At 43.1% G+C, this 25263-nt stretch carries 26 protein-coding genes; 21 read left to right on the top strand and 5 right to left on the bottom strand.

Translation table 11 applies throughout. The features are described 5' to 3' along the window. The first annotated feature begins 37 nt into the window (after nt 1-37). The 14 genes from acpP (at nt 38) to C5Z25_RS00350 (ending at nt 13759) form a co-directional block, all read left to right on the top strand. Nucleotides 38-283 (top strand): acyl carrier protein, encoded by a 246-nt coding sequence (gene acpP, locus C5Z25_RS00285; RefSeq protein WP_105448346.1) that lies wholly within the window; start codon nt 38-40, stop codon nt 281-283. A 170-nt stretch (nt 284-453) separates the two neighbouring features. Continuing rightward, nucleotides 454-1155 carry a ribonuclease III gene (gene rnc / locus C5Z25_RS00290; RefSeq protein WP_105450616.1) on the top strand — a complete coding sequence of 234 codons (702 nt, stop codon included), beginning with the start codon at nt 454-456 and terminating at the stop codon, nt 1153-1155. A gap of 23 nt (nt 1156-1178) precedes the next feature. Then, nucleotides 1179-4739: a chromosome segregation protein SMC gene (gene smc, locus C5Z25_RS00295; RefSeq protein WP_105450618.1), complete on the top strand. Its 3561-nt coding sequence runs from the start codon at nt 1179-1181 to the stop codon at nt 4737-4739. Nucleotides 4740-4759: 20 nt separating this feature from the next. Continuing rightward, nucleotides 4760-6097, top strand: a complete 1338-nt coding sequence (ftsY, locus tag C5Z25_RS00300) for a signal recognition particle-docking protein FtsY (RefSeq protein WP_105450620.1) — start codon at nt 4760-4762, stop codon at nt 6095-6097. A gap of 76 nt (nt 6098-6173) precedes the next feature. Then, nucleotides 6174-6521, top strand: coding sequence for a putative DNA-binding protein (locus tag C5Z25_RS00305; RefSeq protein ID WP_105448350.1), 348 nt, complete (start codon nt 6174-6176; stop codon nt 6519-6521). A gap of 24 nt (nt 6522-6545) precedes the next feature. Continuing rightward, nucleotides 6546-7985, top strand: a complete 1440-nt coding sequence (gene ffh / locus C5Z25_RS00310; RefSeq protein ID WP_105450622.1) for a signal recognition particle protein — start codon at nt 6546-6548, stop codon at nt 7983-7985. Nucleotides 7986-8081: 96 nt separating this feature from the next. Continuing rightward, a complete protein-coding gene (gene rpsP / locus C5Z25_RS00315; RefSeq protein ID WP_003638633.1) occupies nt 8082-8354 on the top strand; it encodes a 30S ribosomal protein S16 in 273 nt (90 codons plus the stop codon). A gap of 17 nt (nt 8355-8371) precedes the next feature. Then, nucleotides 8372-8629, top strand: a complete 258-nt coding sequence (gene khpA / locus C5Z25_RS00320) for an RNA-binding protein KhpA (protein ID WP_105448352.1) — start codon at nt 8372-8374, stop codon at nt 8627-8629. Between the two features lie 70 nt (nt 8630-8699). Continuing rightward, nucleotides 8700-9224 carry a ribosome maturation factor RimM gene (gene rimM, locus C5Z25_RS00325; RefSeq protein WP_105450624.1) on the top strand — a complete coding sequence of 175 codons (525 nt, stop codon included), beginning with the start codon at nt 8700-8702 and terminating at the stop codon, nt 9222-9224. Continuing rightward, nucleotides 9224-9964: a tRNA (guanosine(37)-N1)-methyltransferase TrmD gene (gene trmD, locus C5Z25_RS00330; protein ID WP_105450626.1), complete on the top strand. Its 741-nt coding sequence runs from the start codon at nt 9224-9226 to the stop codon at nt 9962-9964. Before rimM ends, trmD begins: the two co-directional genes overlap by 1 nt. Nucleotides 9965-10081: 117 nt before the next feature. Then, nucleotides 10082-10438, top strand: coding sequence for a 50S ribosomal protein L19 (gene rplS / locus C5Z25_RS00335; RefSeq protein ID WP_105450629.1), 357 nt, complete (start codon nt 10082-10084; stop codon nt 10436-10438). Nucleotides 10439-10630: 192 nt separating this feature from the next. Next, nucleotides 10631-11206, top strand: coding sequence for a PadR family transcriptional regulator (locus C5Z25_RS00340; protein ID WP_105450631.1), 576 nt, complete (start codon nt 10631-10633; stop codon nt 11204-11206). Further along, a complete protein-coding gene (locus C5Z25_RS00345; RefSeq protein WP_105450633.1) occupies nt 11199-12743 on the top strand; it encodes an MFS transporter in 1545 nt (514 codons plus the stop codon). Before C5Z25_RS00340 ends, C5Z25_RS00345 begins: the two co-directional genes overlap by 8 nt. 149 nt (nt 12744-12892) lie before the next feature. Next, a complete protein-coding gene (locus C5Z25_RS00350) occupies nt 12893-13759 on the top strand; it encodes an SPFH domain-containing protein (RefSeq protein ID WP_105450635.1) in 867 nt (288 codons plus the stop codon). Between the two features lie 91 nt (nt 13760-13850). On the opposite strand, the gene C5Z25_RS00355 is transcribed toward C5Z25_RS00350, so the two are convergent. The 3 genes from C5Z25_RS00355 to C5Z25_RS00365 all read right to left on the bottom strand — a co-directional run bounded on the left by C5Z25_RS00355 (nt 13851) and on the right by C5Z25_RS00365 (nt 16698). Further along, nucleotides 13851-14480, bottom strand: a complete 630-nt coding sequence (locus C5Z25_RS00355; RefSeq protein ID WP_105450636.1) for a hypothetical protein — start codon at nt 14478-14480, stop codon at nt 13851-13853. A 433-nt stretch (nt 14481-14913) separates the two neighbouring features. Beyond that, nucleotides 14914-15129: a CsbD family protein gene (locus C5Z25_RS00360; protein ID WP_105448363.1), complete on the bottom strand. Its 216-nt coding sequence runs from the start codon at nt 15127-15129 to the stop codon at nt 14914-14916. Nucleotides 15130-15258: 129 nt separating this feature from the next. Continuing rightward, nucleotides 15259-16698 carry a C69 family dipeptidase gene (locus C5Z25_RS00365; protein ID WP_105450638.1) on the bottom strand — a complete coding sequence of 480 codons (1440 nt, stop codon included), beginning with the start codon at nt 16696-16698 and terminating at the stop codon, nt 15259-15261. A gap of 125 nt (nt 16699-16823) precedes the next feature. Between C5Z25_RS00365 and C5Z25_RS00370 the strand changes: the two genes are divergently transcribed. The 6 genes from C5Z25_RS00370 (at nt 16824) to C5Z25_RS00395 (ending at nt 21351) form a co-directional block, all read left to right on the top strand. Beyond that, nucleotides 16824-17717, top strand: a complete 894-nt coding sequence (locus C5Z25_RS00370; protein WP_105450640.1) for a YitT family protein — start codon at nt 16824-16826, stop codon at nt 17715-17717. 51 nt (nt 17718-17768) lie between these two features. Further along, entirely contained in the window at nt 17769-17963 is a 195-nt protein-coding gene (gene thmT, locus C5Z25_RS00375; protein WP_105448366.1) for a 2-hydroxymuconate tautomerase, read from the top strand. A gap of 86 nt (nt 17964-18049) precedes the next feature. Continuing rightward, a complete protein-coding gene (gene lysA, locus C5Z25_RS00380) occupies nt 18050-19372 on the top strand; it encodes a diaminopimelate decarboxylase (protein ID WP_105450642.1) in 1323 nt (440 codons plus the stop codon). Between the two features lie 118 nt (nt 19373-19490). Further along, nucleotides 19491-19883 carry a tautomerase family protein gene (locus C5Z25_RS00385; protein WP_105450644.1) on the top strand — a complete coding sequence of 131 codons (393 nt, stop codon included), beginning with the start codon at nt 19491-19493 and terminating at the stop codon, nt 19881-19883. Between the two features lie 162 nt (nt 19884-20045). Then, complete coding sequence (locus C5Z25_RS00390; RefSeq protein ID WP_105450646.1) at nt 20046-20819, top strand: potassium channel family protein; 774 nt, start codon at nt 20046-20048, stop codon at nt 20817-20819. Between the two features lie 196 nt (nt 20820-21015). Further along, complete coding sequence (locus C5Z25_RS00395) at nt 21016-21351, top strand: hypothetical protein (RefSeq protein ID WP_105450648.1); 336 nt, start codon at nt 21016-21018, stop codon at nt 21349-21351. A gap of 45 nt (nt 21352-21396) precedes the next feature. On the opposite strand, the gene C5Z25_RS00400 is transcribed toward C5Z25_RS00395, so the two are convergent. After that, nucleotides 21397-22206: a Cof-type HAD-IIB family hydrolase gene (locus tag C5Z25_RS00400; protein WP_105450650.1), complete on the bottom strand. Its 810-nt coding sequence runs from the start codon at nt 22204-22206 to the stop codon at nt 21397-21399. 146 nt (nt 22207-22352) lie between these two features. On the opposite strand from C5Z25_RS00400, the gene C5Z25_RS00405 reads away from it, so the two are divergent. Continuing rightward, a complete protein-coding gene (locus C5Z25_RS00405; RefSeq protein WP_105450652.1) occupies nt 22353-23720 on the top strand; it encodes an RsmF rRNA methyltransferase first C-terminal domain-containing protein in 1368 nt (455 codons plus the stop codon). A gap of 479 nt (nt 23721-24199) precedes the next feature. Here C5Z25_RS00405 and fni read toward each other — a convergent pair whose 3' ends face one another. Then, nucleotides 24200-25240, bottom strand: a complete 1041-nt coding sequence (fni, locus tag C5Z25_RS00410) for a type 2 isopentenyl-diphosphate Delta-isomerase (protein WP_105450654.1) — start codon at nt 25238-25240, stop codon at nt 24200-24202. Nucleotides 25241-25263: the final 23 nt, after the last annotated feature.

The raw sequence follows: 25263 nt of genomic DNA on the forward strand, positions 1-25263 counted from the left end.
ATACTTGAGTGAATTCAAGTTAGTGAGGGGTATTTGCATGACTAAGGAAGAAATTTTTAATAAAATTGCTGCAATCATTGCCGATCGTTTTGAAGTGGATCAAAGCAAAGTGACCATGGAAATGAACTTGCAACAAGATTTAGATGCAGATTCAATTGATTTTGTTGAGTTTGTCTTGGAACTCGAAGACACTTTCGGTAGCGAAATCTCAGATGAAGATGCTGAAAAACTAAACACGGTTGGTGAAGTTGTTGATTATGTGGCAGCTCGACAAGCCAAGTAATACAAAAACAAGGTCCAGTGAGTAAGCAGGTGTCCCGGCTAAATGACCGGGGGCCTGCTTTTTGCCAACCTTTTTTAGAGAAATTAGCTGGATAAAATTGTTATTAATCCAGCAAGCATAGTATAATAATTTAATGTATCGGTATTTAAATTCAGAAAGGATGCTAAAAAATGATTACTGAACTAGCCGCAATGTTAAAAGAACGCTTTGGAATCACCTTTAAGAACCCCGATTTATTAGCTGAAGCATTTACGCAAGCTTCTTACGTGAATGAACATCAAGATCAAAATTTAAAATTTTATGAACGGGTCGAATTTTTGGGAGATGCCGTCTTGGAATTGACAGTTTCTGAGTATTTATACAAACGCTATAAAGACATGCCCCAAGGTAAGTTGACTCGCCTCCGAGCAGCCATGGTGTGCGAAGATAGTTTCGCTAGCTTTGCTCGTGAGTGTGGGTTTCCGCAATATATTCGATTGGGTAAGGGCGAACAAAAAGCCAAGGCTTGGGAACGTGATTCACTATTATGTGATATTTTTGAGTCTTTTGTAGGAGCCTTGTATTTAGACCAAGGTCGCGACCCAATCTTAAAATTTGCGCATCAGGTTATTTTTCCTAAATTGGACGAGGGCCGTTTTGATGGCGTGTTTGATTATAAAACGACTTTACAAGAATATTTGCAACAAGCCGGTGATGTCCAGATTGACTATGAATTAGTCGAACAAAATGGTCCGGCGAATGACCGATCTTATGAAATTGCCGTGCTTGCTGATGGTAAAAAGATTGGCATGGGTACTGGTTATTCCAAAAAGGAAGCGGAACAAAGCGCTGCCCGACAAGCTTATACGCAATTACAACAAAGTAACGATTAATACTTACAGGAAGTTTGGGTCGAATGCAACTTAAATCATTAGAAATCAGCGGCTTTAAGTCGTTTGCCGATAAAACGAAAATTGATTTTCAAGCTGGTATGACGGGGATTGTTGGACCAAATGGGAGTGGTAAGAGTAACATTATTGAAGCCATTCGTTGGGTCCTAGGTGAGCAAGCCGTCAAGCATTTACGAGGAACCAAGATGACCGATGTGATTTTTGCCGGTTCCGCTCATCGTAAACCGCTAAATCTTGCAAAAGTGACCATTGTTTTTGATAATAGTGATCACTTTTTACCCCTAGATTATGCCGAAGTCAGCATTACACGGAAGCTGTTTCGAAATGGCGATAGTGAATACCTCATCAATAATCAGGCGTGTCGCCTCAAGGATATTACCAATTTGATGGTAGATACCGGTTTGGGGAAGGATTCATTTTCAGTTATTTCACAGGGGCGTGTTGAAGCGGTCTTTAATGCTAAACCAGAAGAACGTCGCAGTATCATCGAAGATGTAGCTGGCGTTTTAAAATATAAAAAAGATAAAATGACGACTGAGAATAAGTTAGCCGAAACAACGGATTATTTAGATCGTGTCAATGATATTATTACCGAATTGGCGCAACAAAAGGAGCCGTTGGCAGAACAAGCGAGCTTAGCCCGAGATTATCAAGATCAAAAACAAAAGTTTGATCAGCTTGATCAGACTCGATTGGCTAAAAAAGTCGGGATTGCCCATGATCAGTTAGTTGAAGTTAACGAACAGATGGTAAAGGCCAAAGCCTTAGTCACCGATTATCAGCAAAAGGCGACAACTGGGGCGCAACAATTAGCGCAAATGCAAGCGGATCAAGATGCCAAGTTACGCCAAAAGGATACGTTAGCTGCTAAAAACTTAGCGTTGACTAAGACTATCGAAAATACGCAAGGCCAACAAGGGGTGGATGCTGAACGTCAGCAAAATCAACAGGCCACCCAGCAACGTGTTCAAGCTGAATTAGCAGCAGCCACGGTCCAACTGCAAACGTTGACGGCGCAACAAACCGATTTAACGACGCAGTTAGCCACGCAAAAGCAGCACGTCACGACCGTTGAAGCTGCGGTTAAGCAGTTAACGATTGCGACCAGTGCACAAGGTCGCCAACAGTTGGCAACACAATTGGCGCAATTACGAGCGGATTATATTAACGAAATGCAGCGTCAGGCGTCACTCAATAATGAAGCAAAACATTTAGACAAGCAGCACCAACAAACCGATACGCAACGGGCAACAGCTGCTCAAAATTTAGCGGCTAGTCAGGCCAAACTTAAACAAGCTGAGACCACGGTTGATGTTAAAAATCGGGTTCGCAGTGAGCTAGCCAATCAAGTTACTGCTGAAAAGCAATTATTACAGCAACGGCAAGCCCAACAAAAAGCGAATAGGGTTAAAATTGATGAGCAACAACAGCAGTTGTTCGATGCAGCGGGAATCAAACAAAAGGCACGCCTAGAAGTCGAAAATTTACAAGCTGCGCAAGAACGATATACGAATTTTTACGCAGGTGTGCGGACCGTACTACAGCATCGACAACAATTTCCAGGAGTAGCTGGGCCTGTTTCTGAATTATTGACAGTGCCGGCTGACTACACGAAAGCTGTTGAAGTTGCTTTAGGTGGTCAACTCCAAAATGTGGTTTGTGATACGCAATTTACCGCACGTAACGTGGTTAACTTTTTAAAGCAACAACATCTAGGTCGCGCGACCTTTTTACCAGTTGAACGGATTCAAGCCCGGCAGTTACCGGTGGCGACGGAACACGATCTCCAGCAACAAGCCGGGGTGGTAGGTGTCGCCAGTGAGTTAATCAAATGTGATCAGCAGTTTGTTGCCATTAAGCGTTATTTGTTGGGGACAACGGTCATTGTGGATACTTTAGACCATGCGTTGACCATTTCCAAAACGCGTCGTTTTCATTGTAAATTTGTAACCGTTGCTGGTGAAACCATTGCTGCCAGCGGGGCCATTACTGGTGGGGCTAATCGCCATGAGACACAGGGGCCTTTGCAACAACAACAACGGGTTAAAAGTCTAGCGGTTAACATTGAAAAAATGGATGCCGCGTTAATCACGCATGAACAAACGCTAGCAACTGCCAAGCAATTAGAGCAAGAATTAGTAGGTCAGATTGAGACGCAGCAACAACACTTAACTGAGTTGCAGCAGCAGCTGTCACAGGCGCAAGTGGCGTTGCAAGCGGCTCAAAATGACCGCCAGCAATTAGCCCGCCAAGTTAAAGCACTAACCTATGAACAGACGCAACGGGCGACGGATGATACGAGCTATGCCACGCAAGTCACTGAAAATAAAACTAAGTTAGCTGAAAATCAGCAAAGATTAGCTGATTTTAAGACTGAAATGGCTAATATTGAACAACAGCAACATGATTATGAACAGTATCAAAAGGACCAGACCGGTAAGTTGCAAACGCAACGTGAAACCTTAGTGACGTTAAAAGAGCGTTGCAAGCAAACTGAACAACAGTTGCAACAATGCCAAGCACAACTTAAAAGTCAGACAATGGCTAAAACGACGGCGACTGCTAGTTTGGCCCAAATTCAAACGAATTTATCAAGTCAACAGCTTTCCGTGCAAGAACGAACAGCACGCTTAAAGCAAGCTAAAGCTGAACAGGCCAAAGTAGTTGCGCAGCAAGCACAAATACAAGTTGACTTGACGGCCTTAAATGATGGTGTTGCGGTTGCGACTACTCAGCAAACGCGACAACGAGAACTGGCTGCTGCTGCGACGGATGACTATCGCCGCTTAGAGCTTAGTCAAACCAAGTTAACAGGTGAAGTTGAGCATGCAACCGCTGATTTGGCAGAGAAATATGACCTAACTGTCAGTGCGGCCCAAGCGACGGTCAGTTCCTTAACGTTGACAGAAATTAATGACCAGTTAAAGCTATTAAAACGTGGCTTAGACGAGATTGGGACGGTTAATTTAGGCGCAATTGAGGAATTTGAACGGGTGTCAGATCGCTATAATTTCTTAACGCAACAGGCAAGCGATTTGAAGGCTTCTAAAATGCACTTGTTACAAACGATGGCGGATTTAGATGCAACGGTTGCTACGCGGTTTAAAACGGCTTTTGATCAAGTTGCAACGGCTTTTAGTCAAATCTTTGGTCAAATGTTTGGTGGTGGCGAGGCACGGTTGATTCTAACCGATCCGGACCACTTGTTAACGAGTGGGGTCGATATTATGGCGCAACCACCAGGCAAAAAATTCCAACGTTTAAGCTTATTATCCGGTGGTGAACGCGCACTTACAGCGATTACTTTGTTGTTTGCGATTCTAGCAGTCCGACCAACGCCGTTCAGTATTTTAGATGAGGCAGAGGCCGCCCTGGATGATGCCAATGTCGATCGATTTAGTCAGTATTTGAATGATTTTCAAACGGACACCCAATTTGTCATCATTACTCATCGGAAAGGGACCATGATGCATGCCAACGTGTTATACGGCGTGACCATGGAAGAATCCGGCGTCTCTAAGATGGTTTCAGTGTCATTGGATGATTTAAAAACGACCCAAAATTAATTCAAAGGAAGTGTCAAATAATGGGATTATTTAGTCGCCTCAAAAAAGCATTTAGTTTACCAGAGTCCGAAGCGGCTTCAAGTGCGGCCAGTACAAGTACTGGCGCTGAAACGACGGCTGGCAATCAAGCCACTTCAGCAGTCACTGCTACAAGTACAGCGTCAGCCGAAACTGCAACCAGCACCACGGCAACGATTGATACACCAACGACACCAACGGCTGTTGAAGTTACGCCGACTTCAATAGTACCAGCGAGTGAAACTAGTGTTGCGCCAGTAGTTAGTGCTGCAGCCGACTCAGTTGATCGGCTGGCGACCAGTAGTGCATCATCAGCGGCGGTGTCATTGGCACCTGCAAGTGAACCGGCGGTTAGTGAAGCTGCGGAACCAGTTGCTGAACCGACGACGGTTGCGGCGGAACCTACGGAAGCGGAACGGTATGACCAAGGATTAAAGAAGTCACGTCAAACTTTTGGTGACCGGATTAACAACTTTTTAGCGAATTTCCGGCATGTGGATGAAGGCTTCTTTGATGAATTGGAAGATACACTGATTGAATCCGATGTTGGTTACGAAACGGCGATGAAAATTAGTGATGAGTTACGCGATGAAGTGAAACTCAAAAATGCTAAAAGTAAAAAAGAAATTTCGAGTGTCATTGTTGAAAAGTTAGTCGACATGTACGGTGAAGCCGGCGCCGGTGAAGATAATAGTATTCATTTAGCTGAATCCGGCCCGACTGTGATCTTATTTGTCGGCGTGAATGGCGCTGGTAAAACAACCACAATTGGTAAGATGGCGAATATGTATAAGCAACAGGGCAAAAAAGTGTTGCTAGCGGCTTGTGATACCTTTAGAGCGGGCGCCATTCAACAGTTACAGGTGTGGGGCAAACGTGATGGCGTTGACGTGGTTGCGGGTCCCGAAAAGAGTGATCCGGCGGCCGTTTGTTTTGATGCCGTGAAGCGAGCCAAAGCTGAAGATTATGATATCTTATTCGTCGATACCGCTGGTCGTTTACAAAATAAAGTTAATTTGATGAATGAATTGGAAAAAATTAAGCGGGTGATTACGCGTGAAATTCCAGCGGCACCCCAAGAGGTTTTACTTGTCTTGGATGCGACCACGGGTCAAAATGCGTTGAACCAAGCGAAGTTATTTAAACAATCAACTGCAGTGACGGGCATCGTTTTGACGAAGTTAGACGGTACCGCTCGTGGTGGGATCGTGTTAGCGATTCGTAACGAGTTACATTTAGCGGTTAAATACGTTGGTTTAGGTGAAAAAGTCACTGATTTACGGCCATTTAATGCAAATGACTTTGTTTATGGGCTATTTAAAGACGTGATTACTGGTTAAGAGTTGACCTTTCTCAGTAAAATCGGTACTCTAGATTAAGCTTGTATTACTGCGCTGTCAATTGAAGGAGCCTCGCATGGAAATTGCAAAGAATTATCGCATCAATTCGTTATTTGAATTCTATGAACCCCTATTAACGAATAAACAAAAAAGTTACATTCAGTTATATTATGGTGACGATTATTCATTAGGTGAAATTGCGGCGGAGTTTGCCGTTTCACGGCAGGCCGTCTATGATAATATCAAGCGAACCGAAAAGATTTTGGAAGATTACGAGACCAAATTGCATCTTTATCAGGCGTTTGTTGCTCGTAATCACCAAGTAGATGCGATTTCTGATTATATAAAAAAGTCTTATCATGGTGATGCACACCTGTTAAAAATGATTCAACAACTAGTCAACTTAGAAGCTGACTCAGAATAATAAAATGAAGGTTAGGTGACACTAATGGCATTTGAAGGCCTAACAGAACGTTTACAAAAGGCAATGACCAATCTCCGACGGAAAGGGAAAGTTTCCGAAAGCGATTTACGACAAACCATGCGTGAAATTCGGCTGGCACTATTAGAAGCCGATGTTAATTTTACGGTGGTCAAAGATTTTGTTAAAACTGTTCGGGACCGTGCACTCGGAGCTAAAGTTCTCGAAGGGTTGAACCCTGCCCAACAAATCGTCAAGATTGTTAATGAAGAATTAACCAAGACGATGGGTGAGACCGCTGTGCCGTTGAACCAATCAGATAAAATCCCAACCGTCATTATGATGGCTGGGCTGCAAGGGGCCGGTAAAACGACCACAGTTGGGAAACTGGCCTTAAAATTAAAGACCGAACAAAACGCGCGGCCTTTAATGATTGCGGCGGATATTTATCGGCCTGCTGCGATTGAACAATTGCAACAAGTCGGTGATCAAATCGACGTGCCAGTATTCCAATTAGGGACGGACGTTGATCCCGTTGAAATTGTGCGCCAAGGGATGCAACAAGCAGCTGCTAATCATAATGATTATGTCTTTATTGATACAGCTGGGCGGTTACAAATTGATGAACAGCTCATGAATGAATTAGCTAACATTAAGGATTTGGTCCATCCGGACGAAATCCTGTTAGTCATTGATGCAATGACCGGTCAAAATGCAGTTAATACGGCGCAAGGCTTTAATGATAAGCTGGATGTGACTGGGGTCGTCTTGACGAAATTAGATGGCGATACCCGTGGTGGGGCTGCGCTATCTATTCGGGCTGTGACGGGCAAGCCAATCAAGTTCGTTGGTCAAGGCGAAAAGATGACTGACTTAGACGTCTTCCATCCTGACCGCATGGCTGATCGTATCTTAGGTATGGGCGATATGTTGACCTTGATTGAAAAGGCGCAACAGCAATATGATGAAAAACAAGCTGAAGAAATGAATTTAAAGATTCAGGAAAACAGCTTTGATTTTAATGACTTCATCGATCAACTGGATCAAGTTGACAAGATGGGGAGCATGGAAGACATCATGAAGATGATTCCAGGTATGGCGAATAATCCGGCCATGAAGAATATGAATATGGACCCAAAGGATATTGCCCATATCCGAGCCATTGTTTATTCAATGACAGCGAAAGAAAAAACTGATCCTGACTTGTTGAACCCATCCCGGCGCCGGCGAATTGCCGCTGGGTCTGGCCGACCAGTGCAAGAAGTTAATCGGATGATTAAGCAATTCAACCAAACTAAGAAAATGATGAACCAAATGTCTAAAGGTAACTTTTCTGGGATGGAAGGCTTAATGGGCAATGGTGTCGGTGGTAAAATGCAACAGATGGCGATGAATCGAATGGTTCGTCAAACTAAAAAGCAAAAAAAGAAGCGATTAGCCAAGGCAATGCGGCGTCGCAAACGCTAATCTAAACCATTTTTTAGCCTGTCAAGAAAAAAACCTTTACAAGCTATTGATTTACTGGTATATTATTACCTGTTAAAGAATTCGGGAGGTGTTTAAATGTCAGTCAAGATTCGTCTAAAGCGGATGGGTTCTAAGAAAAATCCATTTTACCGGATTGTTGTCGCAGACTCACGGTCACCACGTGATGGTCGTTTTATCGCCCAAGTCGGCACATACAACCCACTTACAGAACCAGCCCAAGTTAAACTTGAAGAGGAAGATATCCTCGGTTGGTTGAACAATGGTGCACAACCTTCAGATACGGTTAAGAATATCTTATCAAAAGCCGGTATCATGAAGAAGTATCACGAAGCTAAGTTCACTAAATAATAAAGCGGTAATTGATCATGGCAGATATTAAAGCTTTAATCCAAACGGTCGTTACGCCGTTAGTCCAACATCCAACTGATATTAAGATTGGTTTCCAAGAAACTAGTCGTTACTTAGAATATAACTTAACCGTTAATCCTGAGGATATCGGGCGGGTCATTGGTCGACAGGGCCGGGTTGCTTCAGCAATTCGAACGATTGTTTATAGTGTCCGAGTTTCTGGACCTAAACGCGTCCGTCTTACGATCGAAGATGGACAGAAAAAAAACGCTTGAGCGAAGCAGCAATGTTTTGTTTAAGTGTTTTTTTATTACAATTAAATTGATTTTTTGAGGAGGCAACCAAATGGATTATTATCGAGTTGGTACGTTAGTTAATACCCATGGTATCCGTGGTGAAGTGAAGGTCGTCGCAGTAACGGATTTTCCAGAAAAACGTTTTGCCAAAGGGCAACAATTAACGTTATTTAAAGACATCGATGACACTACCGGTGGGTTAACTGTCACTATCACAAGTTCACGAGCACAAAAAGGGTTATTCTTTTTGACCTTTGCTGGCTTTGACAACATAAATGACGTCGAAAAGTATAAAGGTTGGACGTTAAAAGTAACGGCAGATAAGTTACAGGAGTTGCCAGCTGGTCAATATTATTATCACCAAATCGTTGGTCTCAAAGTGGTGACTACGACTGGGGAAACGTTAGGTCATATTAAAGAAATTCTTGCACCTGGCGCCAATGATGTCTGGGTTGTGCAACGCGAACATGGTCAGGCTGACGTCTTGCTACCGAAAATTCCGCAAGTCATTAAAACGGTTGATCTAGCTACTGAAACGGTCACGGTGGAATTGATGGAAGGATTGATTGATTAATGCGGATTGACATTCTAAGTTTATTTCCAGAGATGTTCACCGGACCATTACATGAATCCATGATTGGCAATGCTGTGGAAAATCAAGTTATTGACGTGGGTGTTACGAACTTTCGCGACTATACGACTGATAAGCATCGACATGTCGACGATTACCCTTATGGGGGTGGTGCGGGGATGCTATTACAACCGCAACCGATTTTTGACGCCTTAGCGGATGTTGAAGCCAAATATCCTACCAAGGGGCGGGTCATTCTACTTGATCCAGCTGGGTATCAGTTCACTCAGACGGTTGCGGAAGACTTTGCCAAAGAAGACCACCTCACGTTTATTTGCGGGCATTATGAGGGTTATGATGAACGTATTCGGTCATTGGTAACTGATGAGGTTTCACTCGGTGATTATGTTTTAACGGGTGGTGAACTAGGCGCCATGGTAATGATTGATGCCACGGTTCGATTAATTCCGGGCGTGTTGGGGAATGTTGAATCAGCACCTGGTGATTCGTTTTCGTCTGGATTATTGGAATATCCACAATACACGCGTCCGGCTGATTTCCGGGGGTTGAAGGTCCCAGATATCTTATTGAGTGGGGACCATGGAAAAATCGCTGACTGGCGGTTACAGCAGGCTTTAAAGCGAACCTATGAACGGCGACCAGATATGCTAGCAAAATTGCAATTGTCGAGTAAGGCCCGGCAATTGTTGGCCGATATTAAGGCGGATGCCGAGGGACTGTAAAGAAAAACTTGCAACGGCCTCCTGAAATATGGTATTCTATTTATTGGCTATTGAGCCCATTAACGACATTCCGCTGACCAAAGTGTCACGAATTTCGGCGAAAGGAAGAACTAAATTATGCGTCAAAACCAATTGATCGAAAAGCTTACCAATGAACAACTCCGTACGGATGTCCCTGATTTCCGTGCCGGTGATACTGTTCGCATCCATGCCCGAGTTGTTGAAGGCACACGTGAACGGATCCAATTATTTGAAGGTGTCGTTATCAAGCGTCACGGTTCTGGAATTAGCGAAACTTATACAGTTCGTAAAATCAGTAACGGTGTCGGTGTTGAACGGACTTTCCCATTACACACACCACGGGTTGCTTCAATCGATGTTGTCCGTCAAGGTCGTGTTCGTCGTGCTAAGTTATACTACTTACGTGACTTACATGGTAAGGCTGCGCGGATTCCAGAACGTCGCCGTAACTAATTTAAAATTAATTAAACAACAAGCATTTGCTTAAGTTTAATGGGCCAATTAACTGAGTTTTCAGTTAATTGGCTTTTTTTGTGTTTTTTTGTCAATCTTGATTTAGAAAAATTTTAAATGACAATTGACAATGAGTCGAAAAGACCTATACTTAATAAGTCGTTAAGACTTATCAGATAGGAGGATCCTCGAATGTATGATTTATTGGTATTGGGGGCATTACTTGAGCATGATCGGTCGGGTTATAAGCTGTGTAAAGTGCTCGAGAATGCGCTGGTGCCACGGCGTAAAATCTCAAATGGCGTCATGTATCCCTTGCTGGATAAATTGGCAGCCGCTGATGATATTGTTTTTTTGGCCGCTACCGAAAATTCACGTGGTAAGCGGTTGGCTCATTTGACACCTACTGGCAAGGCGCATTTACATGCGATGTTGTTAGCGCCAGTACCGATGGATGCGAAACGAGAATCCATCTATCGGTTTAAGTTTAAGGGGATGGCAGCGGAAACACCGGTAGTTCAAAGCCAAATTTTGAATGACTATAAAAATGCTGTCTTGACTGATTTACAAAGTTATCAACGGATTTATGTGCATGTAGAAAGAAAAGTAGCAGCAGCAGGCTCAAACCAGGATTCAATCGATTGGGGACTGCGTACACTCAGTTTACAGATTGCTGAGAGTGAAGCTAAAATCAAATGGAGTAATCAACAATTAGAAAAAGTGCAACAAGCGATTGCAGCACATGGAGGAATAACCAACAATGACTAAAGAATATCGGAAATGGATTGGGTTAGTTGCTCTATCACTGGGCGTCTTTATGGCACTTTTAGATGTCACGATTGTAAATGTGGCGTTACCAACAATGGTCCGTGATTTTAATGAATCATTTAATAATGTGCAATGGGTGTTAAATGCATATTCGCTAGTTTTAGGGGTCACGCTACTGATCGTGTCTAAAATTGGTGATATGTATGGCTTAAAGAAAATTTTTGTGATTTCACTAGGGATTTTTGTCTTAGCGTCAGCAGTTAACGGACTTGCACCATCTTTGTTAGTCCTCGACATTGGTCGTGGCGTTCAAGCACTTGGTGGTGCTGGGATGAATGCCTTGGCGATGGCACTCGTAGCCGTTAGTTTTAAAGGGAGCCAACGGGGCGTAGCGTTAGGAATTTTAGGATCCGTGATTGGGCTATCTTCAGCTTCAGGGCCACTAATTGGCGGCTATTTGGTGGCGTTATTTGGTTGGCGGTCTATTTTTTACGTCAATATTCCGATTGGATTAATTGCCATTATTTTAACGTTGATTTATGTCGACGAGGTTCCTGATATCAGCACTAGTAAGAAAATTGATTTTATTGGGATGTTTTTGTCAGCAGCGAGCTTATTTGCCTTGATTTATGGGTTGATTTCAAAAGAAAATCATCCAACATGGGGTTGGACAAGCACACATATGTTGCTATGGTTAGGTACTGCGGTCGTATGTTTTGGACTTTTCATTTTTGTGGAAGCCCATACGAAGCAACCCATGGTCAACTTAACCATGTTTAAAAATCCTCATTTTATTGGGACTGTCATTGTTGCCCTAACTTTGGGAGCTGGGATTTATTCGTATAACACTTATCTTACTGCACTCATGCAAAACTATATGGGGTATTCAGCGTTGGATGCGGGGGTCCGGCAATTAACAATCAGTATTTGGTCGCTAATTTTAGGGCCAGTCACAGGGTATTTAGGGAATCGGTATTCTAAGAAATGGATGATTAGCGGTAGCCTGTTCTTGGGCGGCATTGGGTTTTTGATGTTAGCCAATGCCATGACGGTTAAAGTATCTTTTGCGCAATTGTGGCCCGGCATGGTTTTAATGGGGATCACTAACGGTATGGTTAATCCTTTGCTGAATTCTGCGGGTATGGAAGGAGTTGCTGTCCGTGAAATGGGGATGGCATCCGGCTTAATTAATGTCTTTCGGCAGATTGGGGTCACACTTGGTATCGTGACCATGGGCCTAGTTCAAAGTAATGTCTACGAGCAGTATTTAACCCAACATTTCAGTCAGGCTAAGTTACCAAAAGTTTCCGCTACTGCCATCCATGCGGCTTTAGTAAAGGCGGGGCCGTTCTCAGGTCATGCGATTGCTTACAGTCACCGATTGAGTCAAATGCCGTTTGCTAAGACGGTTCAACAACTTGTTTGGCAAGCGTATGCTAATGGGACGCGGGCAGTGACCTTGACTGCGGCCGGCATTGTGCTTGTTGGTGGGTTATGTGCAGCAATCTTTATGCGCAATCGTCAGATGACACATTAGTTCAGCTCAAATTAATATTAAAATGACATTTAAGTAGCCATTGGCTGGTTAAATGTCATTTTTAGGTTGCGGGGATAGAATTGAAGCAATTAAACTGGTTTTACTAATTTTGACAGGTATACTTAGAATATAAAAGGGGGCTTTTAAGTATGAAAGAAAAGCAAGTTTTTCATATTAATGGGTATATTGGGTTAGTCTTAGCTATTTTATTTGTTTTCGGTGGTGGCTGGTTAGTCTGGTCGGGAAGCACGACTAATCAGTTGATGACAGTCTTTTTAGGCGCTATTTTAATTATTATTGCGGGTCTTGGTGCAAGCTCGTTAACTATTGTGGGGCCTAATGAGGCACGGGTGATGACCTTTTTTGGAAAATATATTGGCACAATTCGTGATTCTGGCTTATTTATGACAGTCCCCTTAACGAGTAAGTTTTCAATCTCACTAAGAGTACGTAATTTTAATAGTGCCATTTTAAAAGTGAACGATTTACGTGGTAATCCTGTTGAGATTGCGGCTGTCATTGTGTTCAAAGTAGTTGATACCAGTATGGCCTTGTTTGCAGTTGATGATTATGAACAGTTTGTGCAGATTCAGAGTGAATCGGCTGTGCGCCACGTTGCTTCTGAGTATCCCTATGATACTTTTGATGATGACAAGAAGTTAACGTTACGTAGTAATCCAACGGAAGTGTCTGATCGACTAACGGCTGAATTACAGGCACGGTTAACTGTCGCTGGTGTAGAAATCTTAGAAACACGGTTGACTCATTTAGCCTATGCAACTGAAATTGCCAGTGCCATGTTACAGCGCCAACAATCCTCTGCAATTCTTTCGGCGCGTAAGGTGATTGTAGAAGGGGCTGTTTCAATTACGGAAGAGACGATTCGGCGTTTGGAGAAGGATACCGGGATGCAATTTTCAGATGATAAGAAATTACAATTGATAAATAACATGATGGTCACCATTATTTCGGAGCGGGGTTCACAACCGATTATTAATACTTCGGAAGTTAAATAGCAATTAAACTGGTAAAAATCAATCGACCCGTTAACCATTTTTGGCTAGCGGGTCGATTGATTTTTAACGATAAGTTAGTAATTAGTAAAGTTTATAAATCATCACTTAAATTAGCGTCAGCTTCACTAATATTGTCTGAAAAGGTGCTGTAATTACCACTAGGATTTTCGACCAAATTAACAAACTTTTTGGCATCTTTGACTGCTTTTTTAGCATCAGCCAGTTTGGTTTCATTCTTATTGGTGACATTTTGCTTGAGCGTGGCATACGTTGATTCAAGATGGCTCAAAGCCGTATCCATTTTATCAATCGTGCCTTCGGATGTGTAAACAGCGTATTGCGCTTCAATTGCTTTGTTGAAGTCAGTATAGCTTTTGCCATCAACGGTAACACCGTTATCATTCCAAATAGCATCATGCCAAACGGACGTCAGTTTATCACCAATCTTTTCAGCTTTGATACCGGTAGTATAAGTATAGTAACGTATATTTGAATAATTGCTGGCAAAGGTTTTTTCTTTATTTTTTTCAATTTTTGCCTGCCGGATTTGTTCCTGCTTGATCTGATAGGTGTTACCAAAATAACCACCAATGGCAATTATGAGTCCAATAGCCATTAAAATGTAAGATAATTTCTTATGAGTTCCTTTAGCGTAATCGATAAAAAAGAAGATTGCACCGATAATCAATAAAATAAGGCCGAGACCACTAACAAATAACATTCTGTTTCCTCCAAAATTTCTCAGCTTTTAGCGACTTCCGTATCTGGTCGTAGTACTAATTTAAATCGTCATACTATGGCAACATAGCTTGATTAATAGGCCTTAAAAATCCCCAGTTATTAAAAAGACCATTAAATTAAGTATAAATATAAAACGCAGTTGATTAAACTAATAATATGGGGTATTTTGACTAATAATGTGAGCAGCAACAAGAAAATTGTTAGTGTTGCTCGAATTATCTTGGTTTTATCAGATCCAGACAGCACTGGTAATTAATATACTGTCATACTTATCTTCACCAATACAGTTGGTTTTAGATGTGGTGATGTCGTCATTTATTTCAAGCGGCAAGTGGTGAACTGATGTAATAAAAAACAGCGTCGCCCAAAGCCATAAGTTCGGCAAATTAGGCGACGCTGATTCGTGTGACAATCTATTTATCTGACTGATTTAATTTTTCTTTGGCACCATCTACGGCACCTTTGACTGAGTCTTTGGCATCCGCTAATTTTTCTTTAGCTTTGCCAATCAATCCTTCTGTTTTACCCTCAGTTTCGCGGGCTTTATCACCGGTAACTTTTCCTTCAACCTCTTTAGCCTTACCACTAACTTTATCTTTAGTGCTGTCGATCTTTTCATCTAAACTCATAAGATAACCTCCCTTAATAATAAGAATTGTCATTATTATGACGTAGATTTTAAAGGATGACCAATAATATGCTCACACTTATCAAAACGATAACTGTATATCAGGAAATAACGGGTTTACTTCAACTAGTTATAGATTCAAATCGGTTTGATAATTTAAGGGTGACAGGTCCGTGCTAGTGGTAATCAAGTCGGCCGTCAGTTGTTGCATGGCCGTTAAAGCTAAGGTTGCCGCAGTTGTATTGGCTTGATCAAGTGCGGCTGGCAAGGCAGTCGCTGCTAAGGTTTTAAGGGTGGCATCCGTCGTTATTAGGTGATGACCGAGCTGAATCGCTAAATCCTGTTGTACGGTTTGTAATTGGGGATGCAGGTCGTGATAATGAGCATCGACTAAGACGCCAACGTGTTTAAAAATCCAATAGGCGGACTGCGGGTCAAACTTTTCAGTCGCTAATTGATAGGCAGCTGGAGTAGTGTCTGCGCCCGCATAAAAGGGTACGTAGACACTTTCGGCGGCGACGCCCATCGCTAACCAGTGAATGCCGCTAGTTGCGGTTGGCTGGTCCGGCCGAATTTGCAGGACGTGTGATTCCTGAGTTTTGGCTAGGCTGATTGGACGATAGCGGTGCTTATCGGCATCACTACCACCGCCAACGGGATCAAAGGGGGTACCTTCATAGTGTGAGGCTAAGAAGTGTTGCGCCTCGTCAATATGAATCAATCGGTTCGCACGCTGAATAAAGGGTAAGTTAAATGATTCAGGTGTTTGGTCGATTTCGGGACTAAAGTAACGCTGCCCATCCCAAACGCGAGGGGTATTGTAGTGTTGATCTGAAACGTCGGCGGTTCCGAAGACCTCCCGGAAATTCAAGCCGTTGGTCATTGAGGCTAACTGATGGTCCACAACGAAATCACGAATCCCTTTCGCATATAAGAAATTCTCGTGGTCGGCTAAATCAATTTCTTGAATAGCTAACTGGTTAGCAACGACCGCATAGGCGTCGTCAGGAATCCGTTGGGCCACCCAATAATGGCCAGCACCTGTTTCCATGTACCAGACTTCTTCGGCATCGCTAAAAAGAATACCGTTAGTCTCATAAGTCCCAGCGGTTTCAATAATATGACCGAGGCGTTCCACCCCGGCCCGTGCTGAATGAATGTAGGGTAATGTTACGGTAACCATCGCTTCTTCACCAATACCATTTTGCACGTATGGATCGGCGGCGAGGACCCGTGTATTACAATAAGCACTCTCGGTGGCACTCATAGCGACGCCATATTCATTAATGCCGTCTTCCTCAAATAACCCAAACTTCGGGGTCCATTCGGGGGTGGCGGTATATTTAGCACGGATTTTGGGTAAAGTCAGCTCAAACGGATGGTCAGCATCCGCCGATTTAAACGTTGGAGCAGTGGTAAATTCAGCATGTGCGTGAACGACGAATTTTTTCGCCCAAGCGGCTCGTGAATCTTCATTGCGGCCAATCATGGTCGAGCCATCCGCGGTGGCATTTTTACCGACTAGGATACTGGTACAAGCGGAATAAGGATTAAACTGATGGGTCAGCATAAGGGACCTTCTTTCTAAAAGTAAACCGACAAAAAAATTTCTAATCTAATTTTAGCATTTATATGAATAAATGGGGCTTTTTCGCTATAATAGCAAGTGAGAAAATAGGAAAAGAAGGTTAGGGCATGTCACATCTTTCAAATCCACGATTAGCCTTTCTCTGGCAGCTAGTTGTCATGGTGGCTTCGGCGGTGGTTTCAGCATTTGCATTGAATGAATTTTTAATTCCGGCAAACACGTTTAGTGGTGGGGTTAATGGGATTGCTCAGCTGTTATATTCAGTAGGCAAACCACTTGGACTGCAAATTAATACCGGATACTATATCCTAGCATTTAACGTCCCAATTGCCTTGTTAGGTTGGTTTAAGTTAGGACATCGCTTTACGATTATGAGTTTTGTAACGGCCTTTTTAACGTCGCTGGCCGCAGTCTTGATGCCGGTCACAAATATTGCACATAATCCGCTACTGGGCGCTTTGTTTGGGGGAATCTTGACCGGGGTCGGTATTGGCATAACGATGCGTTACGGCTTTTCGACGGGCGGTTTTGATATTATCGTCCTCGTATTAGAGCGAGCAACAGGACGGACCGTTGGCAGTTTGATGTTCTTGATAAATTTTGTCATTATTCTAATGTCGGGCCTGTTGTTTAGTTGGGAAAATGCGTTATTTACAATCATCTCGATTTATGCGGCAACAAGAATGGTTGATTTAATTCATACGCGGCATCAAAAGTTGACCGCCATTATTGTGACAACTAAGCCAGATGCAGTGGCACAAGCCATTCAAACGGCGATTCTACGGGGTGTCACGATGACTGATTCCAAAGGGGCGTATTCTGGTCAACCGAATGCGACGTTAATGGTCGTTTTAAATCGCTATGAATTATACGCGTTACAGGCGTCAGTGAGTACCACTGATGCGCATGCGTTTATTAATATTTTAAATACAGTTGATACTAGTGGCCTATTTATGAATGAGCGGGAGCAGGCGGAACAACGCCAACAGTTGCAAAATTAGAAAATTAAGGTATGATTAGATTTTATAAGATAATAATAGGAGTGTGACCACATGCCAATCGTACACATTGATTTAATTGCCGGACGTTCACAATCACAACTTAAAGCACTAGTTAAGGACGTGACGACGGCCGTTAGTAAGAATACTGGCGCGCCGGCTGAACATATTCATGTCATCTTGAATGAAATGCAAAAAGACCGCTACAGTGTTGGTGGGGTGTTAAAGAGTGACGAAGCTGCTGAATAAGCGGTGATTTACTTGGACCGGCCGGTTTAAAGGGCCGGTTTTTTTTGAATCAAGTCACGTCGTCTAATAAAAAGTGAGGTTAAATTGTGAATGAACAAATTACGCCAGCAGTTTTGAATACGGCGAAACATTTAACGGTCGGTGGGGTCGATACGCTGGCGTTAGCGCAACAGTATCAAACCCCACTCTATGTCTATGATACAGGGGCAATCCGGACTGAAATTGCAGCGTTCAAACAGGTCTTTGAAGCCAATCAAGTGCATTATCAGATTAGTTATGCTAGTAAGGCTTTTGCGACAGTTGCGATGTATCAGTTGGCAGCCCAAGCTGGGATTCACTGTGATGTCGTTTCTGGTGGGGAATTATATACTGCCAAACAAGCCGATTTTCCGATGGCTAAGTTATCATTTCATGGTAATAATAAGTCCATTGAAGAATTAACGATGGCGCTTGATTATGGTGTCGGTTGCATTATGGTTGATAACTTTTATGAATTGCAATTATTAGCGCAATTAACGGCTGAACGTGAACAATTAACGACCATTATGTTACGGATTGCACCTGGAATTTCAGCGCATACCCATGAGTATATTTCGACCGGTCAAGCTGATTCTAAGTTTGGCTTTGACTTGACTAGTGGTCAAGCAGATACGGCGGTTAAACAAGCACAAGCTGCGCCATACTTAGACTTGGTCGGGATTCATTGTCATATTGGTTCTCAGATTTTTGAAGTCGATGGCTTTAAGTTGATCGTGGATAAGCTAGTGGCTTTATTTGCCCGTTGGCAGACCGAGTTAAACTTTTATCCTAAAATTATGAATGTTGGGGGCGGCTTCGGCGTCAAGTACACGTCGGCTGATCAACCGCTATTACCAACTGAATTTGTGGATGCAATCATTAAGGAGACCATCGCGCAAACGCAAGCACATGCTGTGCCAATGTTAGAAATCTGGATTGAACCGGGGCGGTCATTAGTCGCAACGGCCGGGATGACATTGTATACGTTGGGGGCCACTAAAGAAATTCCTGGAATCCGAAAGTATTTGGCCGTTGATGGTGGGATGGGTGATAATATTCGACCAGCCTTGTATGAAGCCAAATACGAAGCTGTCTTAGCTAAGAATCCAACGTTACCAAGTGATGAAGTTGTTTCGATTGCCGGTAAATATTGTGAATCTGGCGATATGTTAATTTGGAATCAGCAGTTGCCGGCCACCCAACCAGGTGATATTTTAGCTGTCTTAGATACGGGTGCCTATGGATATTCAATGGCAAGTAACTATAACCGCAATCCGCGGCCAGCAGTCGTCTTTTGTGAGGATGGTCATAGCCAGTTGGTTGTTCAGCGCGAGACATATGCCGATTTGGTCCGGTTAGATGTGCCGTTGGTGACGAAGGTAAATAATTAAATTAATGATGCTAGCTTGGATTGTGTTTTCTTGATTAGCGGTCACTCAAAGTTGTTAAGTTTGTTTGGTCATTGAGATATTACCGCAACTATTAGATTTAACTTAAGGAGATTAGCGCATGCCATTTATGAAAATTGATATGATTAAAGGTCGGACGGATGCAGAAATTAAACAAATTTTGGATATTTCTTATGCGGTCATGTTAAAGGCATTTGATGCTCCAGTTGGCGATCGGTATCAGATCGTGACGCAGCACGAGCCCGTTGAAATGCAAATTTTAGACACTGGTTTGGGGTTTAAGCGGACGGAGCAAGTCTTGGTTTTTAGTCTCGTGACAAGACCGCGGACGGAAGCCCAGAAGAAAGCATTTTATCGAGACTTAGTGGCAACGTTACAGGCGGAGCTGGGGTTGCGGCCAGAAGATGTGATGATTAATTTGAGTGTCAATACGGATGCTGATTGGAGTTTTGGTCAGGGTCAAGCGCAGTTCTTAACTGGCGATTTAGGTTAATCATTTGGCGTCCAACGACTCTTTGCGGGGTTAGTCTGGACGTCATTTTGTTTGTGCGGATTGAGAATCTTAACAAACCAATAAATTTAGGGGGTCGTGACTAGTTAATTTAAGTCGATAAGACTATATTATTAACTAGTTTATATTTAGGAGTCTGATTATATGGGGAAACGACAGCAAAGTTTAGTCGTCGGCTATCATTTAGCAGTCACGATACTAACCCTCTTGTCCGTTGGCAATGTTATATTAATGACGTTTCATATTGGTGATTGGCAAGTGGAACGGGTGGTGGCTAATAGTTTATTGGCGGTCTTTGCGATTGATTACTTAGTTCGCTTTGTGACTGCCCATGATCGTAAAACGTTTTTGATTCATTCAGCGTTTGATTTGATTGGGATTATCCCAATGCATCCAATTTTTGCGCTGTTTCGTTTGGGTCGGTTGGCGCGGATGATTCAGTATCACCATCTTTTTTGGCGTTTAGGATTAGATGGCAAGTGGTCGCATGATTTTCATCGTTTTGTATATAGTACGGGCTTTATTTATCTATTTTCAATTAGTATTGCAATTATTGTGTTAAGCGCGTTACTGTTTTCAGTATTTGAACATCAAAGTTTATCGAATTCCCTGTGGTGGGCGATTACCACGGCGACAACAGTCGGTTATGGCGATGAGACACCGCATACGCCAGTAGGTAAAATCATCGCCGCAGCGCTAATGTTTGGTGGGATTGGTTTTATTGGGTTATTGACCAGTACGATTACGGATTTCTTCACGACTCAGACTAGCGAAAATAGTGTGCTGAAGCCTGATGACAGTCAAGCTGATATTCAGTTATTGCTAGCTAAAATTGAGACCTTAACCCAAAAAGTAGACGCATTACAGACCGAGGTTAAACGTAGTGAAAGGCGTCAGAGTTCTAAAAAGCATCACTGAATTGAAAGGCATTTGGGGCAACCCCCAAGTGCCTTTGTACGACTAAAATTTAATAATAATCGCCTTGGGTCAGACATAAATACACGGGAATATTAATAAGCCTTCCAAATAAAACAATAAGTTTTTCATTCACGACCAACTGCGCTAAATTAGACTTATTCACTGTAACTAAGCTGACTTGGAGGGGCGGTTTTTCGTGAAAAAAAAACAACCAGAATTCGACTGGTTAAATCGAATTAGTTGGCGCGTGATGGGGGGACTAATTGCGAGCTTGTTGTTAGTTGTAGGCGGCATGACCCAAGTTGCTCAAGCGCACCAAGCAGAACCGACTGTGGTGCAAACGACGTCAAAAAATAGACATCAGGTTAAACGCCAAGAAGTGATTGATAGCCGCAGCGGTGCATTATTGTTAGTAGCAACTAATGAAAATGATAGTACAACTAAAGTGAATGAAATCAGTATTGCTTTTTTTATTGCAATATTGGTGATTGGTGGCTCCTGTTGGTATCGGGCGCGCCATTATGAGAAATAATCGTAACTAAAACCTCCATGGCGACATGGAGGTTTTAGTTTGGACCTATTCAGCTAATTTAAAATAATCTTGTAGATAGCGGGCCACACCATTTTGTTCATTGTCATAGGCGGTCACGTCATCCGCGGTTGCCTTGATACTAGCAGTACCGTTACGCATGGCGACGCCGAGGCCAGCATATTGTAACATTTCTAAATCATTATGTTCGTCGCCAAAGGCAATGATATTTTGGCGTTGAATATGGAATTGATCAGCTAAGTAAGCGACACCTTTGGCCTTATGCACGCCCTTAGACGTGATTTCCAAGATAGCATTTGGCCCACCCCAAACGCCAACATCGACGAAATCACCAAAGTGGTCGTTAATCCAAGCAATGATGGCTGGTCGTTGGGCGGATTTGACGAGTAAAACCAGTGAGTTAGGATTATGGGTTAAATTGGCTGGCGTAATTGGCCGACTTTTGGCAATTTCAGGAAAGAATTGACCTGCAATTAAGTCTTTTCCCGCTGTTAAGGTGCTGTTTTTGTTTTCAGCAATAATTTGATTAATTCCCAATTGTTCACGATGTTGCACCAAAGCTAAGACAATCGCTTTATTAACCGTGAATTGATATTCTGAATCCCAATGTTGGTGGGGTAAATGACCCAGTGAACCATTAAAATTAATCATGGGACTGGTTAGTTGGAGCTCATCATAAATCAGTTGCGAGCCTTGATAAGAACGACCGGTAATGATGCTAACTAAGTGACCGGCCGTCTGCAGGCATTGCATGATTTTGATGGTGGGTAGGTTTAATTTAGAACTGGCATTCAACGTGGTGCCGTCTAAATCTAATGCAATTAGTTTTCGTTCCATTAAAAAAACACCTCAATTATCAGAAATACGCTTAGTCTTTTCAATTTAGCATATTTTCTGAAAGAATGCGAATGTGAACCAGCGAGGGTAGTTCGAAGTGTGGTAATCTATTCTATGATCATGTTTTGAATTAGGAGGACTGACGGTTGAACTTACCAGCAGAATTTATTACAAAATATCAAAAATTACTTGGTTCAGAAGCGCCTGCTTTTTTTGCGGCGTTTGATGAATCGGTTGAAAAAGGCTTCCGCGTTAATCCAGAAAAATCAGTGACGCCCGCAATGCGTGCTAAAATGGCTGATCCGATTGCTTATAGTGAAATTGGCTATTATGGCAAGGTTAATGGTAACTCGCTAGAACACTTAGCTGGGGCTGTCTACAGCCAAGAACCTAGTGCGATGACTGTTGGGGAAGTGGCGCGACCAGAATTGAATGAGCGGGTTTTAGATTTATGTGCGGCCCCTGGTGGCAAGACGACGCATCTATTAAGTTATTTAAAGCAAACAGGGTTATTAGTCACGAATGAAATCAATCCCAAGCGTGTCACCGCGTTGGGCGATAATGTTGAGCGGTATGGGGCCCGCAATGCTGTGATTATGAATGAAACACCCGCCCATTTAGCGAAGGCTCTACCACAGTTTTTTGACCGTATTTTAGTGGATGCCCCTTGTTCTGGCGAAGGGATGTTTCGTAAGGACCCCGATGCGATGCAATATTGGTCTCCTGCGTATCCCGCCGAATGTGCTACCCGGCAACGTGAAATTCTAACTGAGACGGTTAAGATGTTACGGCCAGGTGGGCATTTGATTTATTCAACGTGTACGTTTGCGCCTGAAGAAGACGAACAAATGATTGCATGGTTATTGGCGACTTATCCAGCCTTGGCGTTAGAACCAATCGAAAAAAGTGCCGGCATGGTGGCGGCTAAACCCGAATGGGCTGATAATAATCCTGAATTAGCGAAGGCTGTCCGGTTATTTCCACACTTAGTGCGTGGTGAAGGCCATTTTATTGCAAAGCTGGTTTACCGCGATGAGACCAAGGTTAAGCCAGTCAAAGTTGTTCGTGATAGCTTAACGCCAACTCAGCGGCAATTATGGCACCAATTCTTAACGCAATTGCAGGTGACTAACTTTCCTGAGCTGGTCTTGCAAGCACATGGTGATCAGTTGTATGGCTTACCAGCAATGATGCCAGTCACGCGCCGGCTAAAAGTTTTTCGCCCAGGCATTCAATTAGGCACCTTTAAGAAAAAACGATTTGAACCTAGTTATGCTTTAGCCTTGGCTAGTGATGATTTGAACCTACCTAAATTGTCCATCACTGCAACGCAATGGGCAAAATATGTTCATGGCGAAACTTTTGAACTAACGGCGCCAGCAACGGCCGGTTTTGTGGTACTAACCTGTGCCGGCTTACCAGTTGGTTTTGGGAAAGTTGTTGGCCGGACCGTGAAAAATTTCTTTCCAAAAGGGTTACGTTTCTTAGCGACAACGGAAAATTCAACGCTATAGTAGGACTATCTTTAATGTAAAAAAACCTCGCGCAGTTATAGCAGCGCGAGGTTTTTTGCGTTAAAGACTAACCGTCCGTTGACGGAGGACCTGAATGCAATAGGTACAGTAGCTGACCGAATTGGTCTTTAAAAATGAGCGAATTTCAGTTAGCGCTGGTTTGGGGACCTCAAAAAGAAAGTAGGCCCGATCACGTTTGTTTAATGGTTTACCACAGTTTTGACAAATTAACATTTTAATCGCTCCCATCCGTTTAAGTTTAGCTTACCGAAAGTAACGCTAATTGGATAAGATTGACGTTTGAAAGGATAGTGGCATATCTAAAGAAATCTAGTATTTATCGCCAAAAGTGCTGAAACGTGTGCTAAAAGGCAGTTTATAGCGCTTAATCTAAAAATGAGCAGTCATTCCAAAAAATAGAATGGCCGCTCATTTAGATAAATACGCGTCAGCAAGCTAACAATTGGCTTACGTGCTTATTAGTGTGCCAGCGTTTTGGTATAGGCCAACAGGGTGGGAGAAAAGATTAATTTATCACGCATTTGATGTAAGTCAGTAATTTTTTTAGCTCCGACTAGCGCCATTAGTAATTTGAATTGCGCCTGCCAGTCATTTAACTGGTCAATGACTTCGGCATCGGTGTGATGTAAAAGGGCGTGTAACACGACGCCGGCGATGCCCACTGCATCAGCACCGAGGATTAGGGCCTTTAAGGCATCTAATGGCTGCCGGATACCACCGGCTGCTAAAATCGTTAAATCTTGCGGATGGTCTTGAACGGCTAATAAAGATTCAACAGTTGAGAGACCGAAGTTGTTTAGATAAGCCATATCACGCGCTGGGCGGCGACGGTTTTCAATTTCAACAAAGTTAGTACCACCGTGTCCGCCTAAGTCAAGGTAGCGGACGCCGGCTTGATAAAGCTGAGTCATCGTGGGCTTAGAGATACCAAAGCCCACTTCTTTAGCAATGATTGGAACTGGCAAGGAAGTCGCTAACTGTTGAATGTTCGCTAACCATTTAAAGTCGCGGTCACCTTCCGGCATGACGATTTCTTGAACAACGTTTAAGTGCAATTCTAGCGCATCAGCTGTTAACATTTGAATAGCTGTTTTAGCAGCGGTTAGAGAATGACCAGCACCAAGATTGGCAAAGACTAAGCCCGTTGGATTAGCGGTACGCAAGCTAGTAAAAGTTGGGGCTAAGCTGGGATCTTTAATAGCGACACTTTGAGAACCAGTGGCAATTGGTAAGTGACAGGCGGCGGCGATTTTGCCTAGACGGGTATTTAAACGTCCGGTTTGAACTGAACCACCCGTCATCGCTTCGATATAAAGCGGGGTAGCCCAGTGCCATTTTCCAACGGTAGCTTGGGTTGAAATTTCTGCCACTGTGGTTTCTGGCAAGGCATCGTGACGCAGGCGGAGCTCGTCGAATCCATTTGGTTGATCGGCATGGTAATATTTTTCAGCTAATGAGACGTGTTCATCTTTACGATGAGATTGCATACTTTGTGGCATGGGCCACCTCCAAATAAATAAAA

Origin of the sequence: Lactobacillus sp. CBA3605 (assembly GCF_002970915.1) — a bacterium.
Taxonomy (GTDB): domain Bacteria; phylum Bacillota; class Bacilli; order Lactobacillales; family Lactobacillaceae; genus Lactiplantibacillus.

Coding starts and splice junctions, on each gene's coding strand:
- C5Z25_RS00355 (WP_105450636.1), bottom strand. CDS start 14,480: ATGTTATTTGTTAGTGGTCTCGGCCTTATTTTATTGATTATCGGTGCA.
- acpP (WP_105448346.1), top strand. CDS start 38: ATGACTAAGGAAGAAATTTTTAATAAAATTGCTGCAATCATTGCCGAT.
- rpsP (WP_003638633.1), top strand. CDS start 8,082: ATGTCAGTCAAGATTCGTCTAAAGCGGATGGGTTCTAAGAAAAATCCA.
- rimM (WP_105450624.1), top strand. CDS start 8,700: ATGGATTATTATCGAGTTGGTACGTTAGTTAATACCCATGGTATCCGT.
- ftsY (WP_105450620.1), top strand. CDS start 4,760: ATGGGATTATTTAGTCGCCTCAAAAAAGCATTTAGTTTACCAGAGTCC.
- C5Z25_RS00365 (WP_105450638.1), bottom strand. CDS start 16,698: ATGCTGACCCATCAGTTTAATCCTTATTCCGCTTGTACCAGTATCCTA.
- C5Z25_RS00385 (WP_105450644.1), top strand. CDS start 19,491: ATGCCATTTATGAAAATTGATATGATTAAAGGTCGGACGGATGCAGAA.
- C5Z25_RS00360 (WP_105448363.1), bottom strand. CDS start 15,129: ATGAGTTTAGATGAAAAGATCGACAGCACTAAAGATAAAGTTAGTGGT.
- thmT (WP_105448366.1), top strand. CDS start 17,769: ATGCCAATCGTACACATTGATTTAATTGCCGGACGTTCACAATCACAA.
- fni (WP_105450654.1), bottom strand. CDS start 25,240: ATGCCACAAAGTATGCAATCTCATCGTAAAGATGAACACGTCTCATTA.
- C5Z25_RS00390 (WP_105450646.1), top strand. CDS start 20,046: ATGGGGAAACGACAGCAAAGTTTAGTCGTCGGCTATCATTTAGCAGTC.
- C5Z25_RS00340 (WP_105450631.1), top strand. CDS start 10,631: ATGTATGATTTATTGGTATTGGGGGCATTACTTGAGCATGATCGGTCG.
- ffh (WP_105450622.1), top strand. CDS start 6,546: ATGGCATTTGAAGGCCTAACAGAACGTTTACAAAAGGCAATGACCAAT.
- smc (WP_105450618.1), top strand. CDS start 1,179: ATGCAACTTAAATCATTAGAAATCAGCGGCTTTAAGTCGTTTGCCGAT.
- C5Z25_RS00370 (WP_105450640.1), top strand. CDS start 16,824: ATGTCACATCTTTCAAATCCACGATTAGCCTTTCTCTGGCAGCTAGTT.
- rnc (WP_105450616.1), top strand. CDS start 454: ATGATTACTGAACTAGCCGCAATGTTAAAAGAACGCTTTGGAATCACC.
- trmD (WP_105450626.1), top strand. CDS start 9,224: ATGCGGATTGACATTCTAAGTTTATTTCCAGAGATGTTCACCGGACCA.
- C5Z25_RS00350 (WP_105450635.1), top strand. CDS start 12,893: ATGAAAGAAAAGCAAGTTTTTCATATTAATGGGTATATTGGGTTAGTC.
- C5Z25_RS00400 (WP_105450650.1), bottom strand. CDS start 22,206: ATGGAACGAAAACTAATTGCATTAGATTTAGACGGCACCACGTTGAAT.
- C5Z25_RS00305 (WP_105448350.1), top strand. CDS start 6,174: ATGGAAATTGCAAAGAATTATCGCATCAATTCGTTATTTGAATTCTAT.
- khpA (WP_105448352.1), top strand. CDS start 8,372: ATGGCAGATATTAAAGCTTTAATCCAAACGGTCGTTACGCCGTTAGTC.
- rplS (WP_105450629.1), top strand. CDS start 10,082: ATGCGTCAAAACCAATTGATCGAAAAGCTTACCAATGAACAACTCCGT.
- C5Z25_RS00345 (WP_105450633.1), top strand. CDS start 11,199: ATGACTAAAGAATATCGGAAATGGATTGGGTTAGTTGCTCTATCACTG.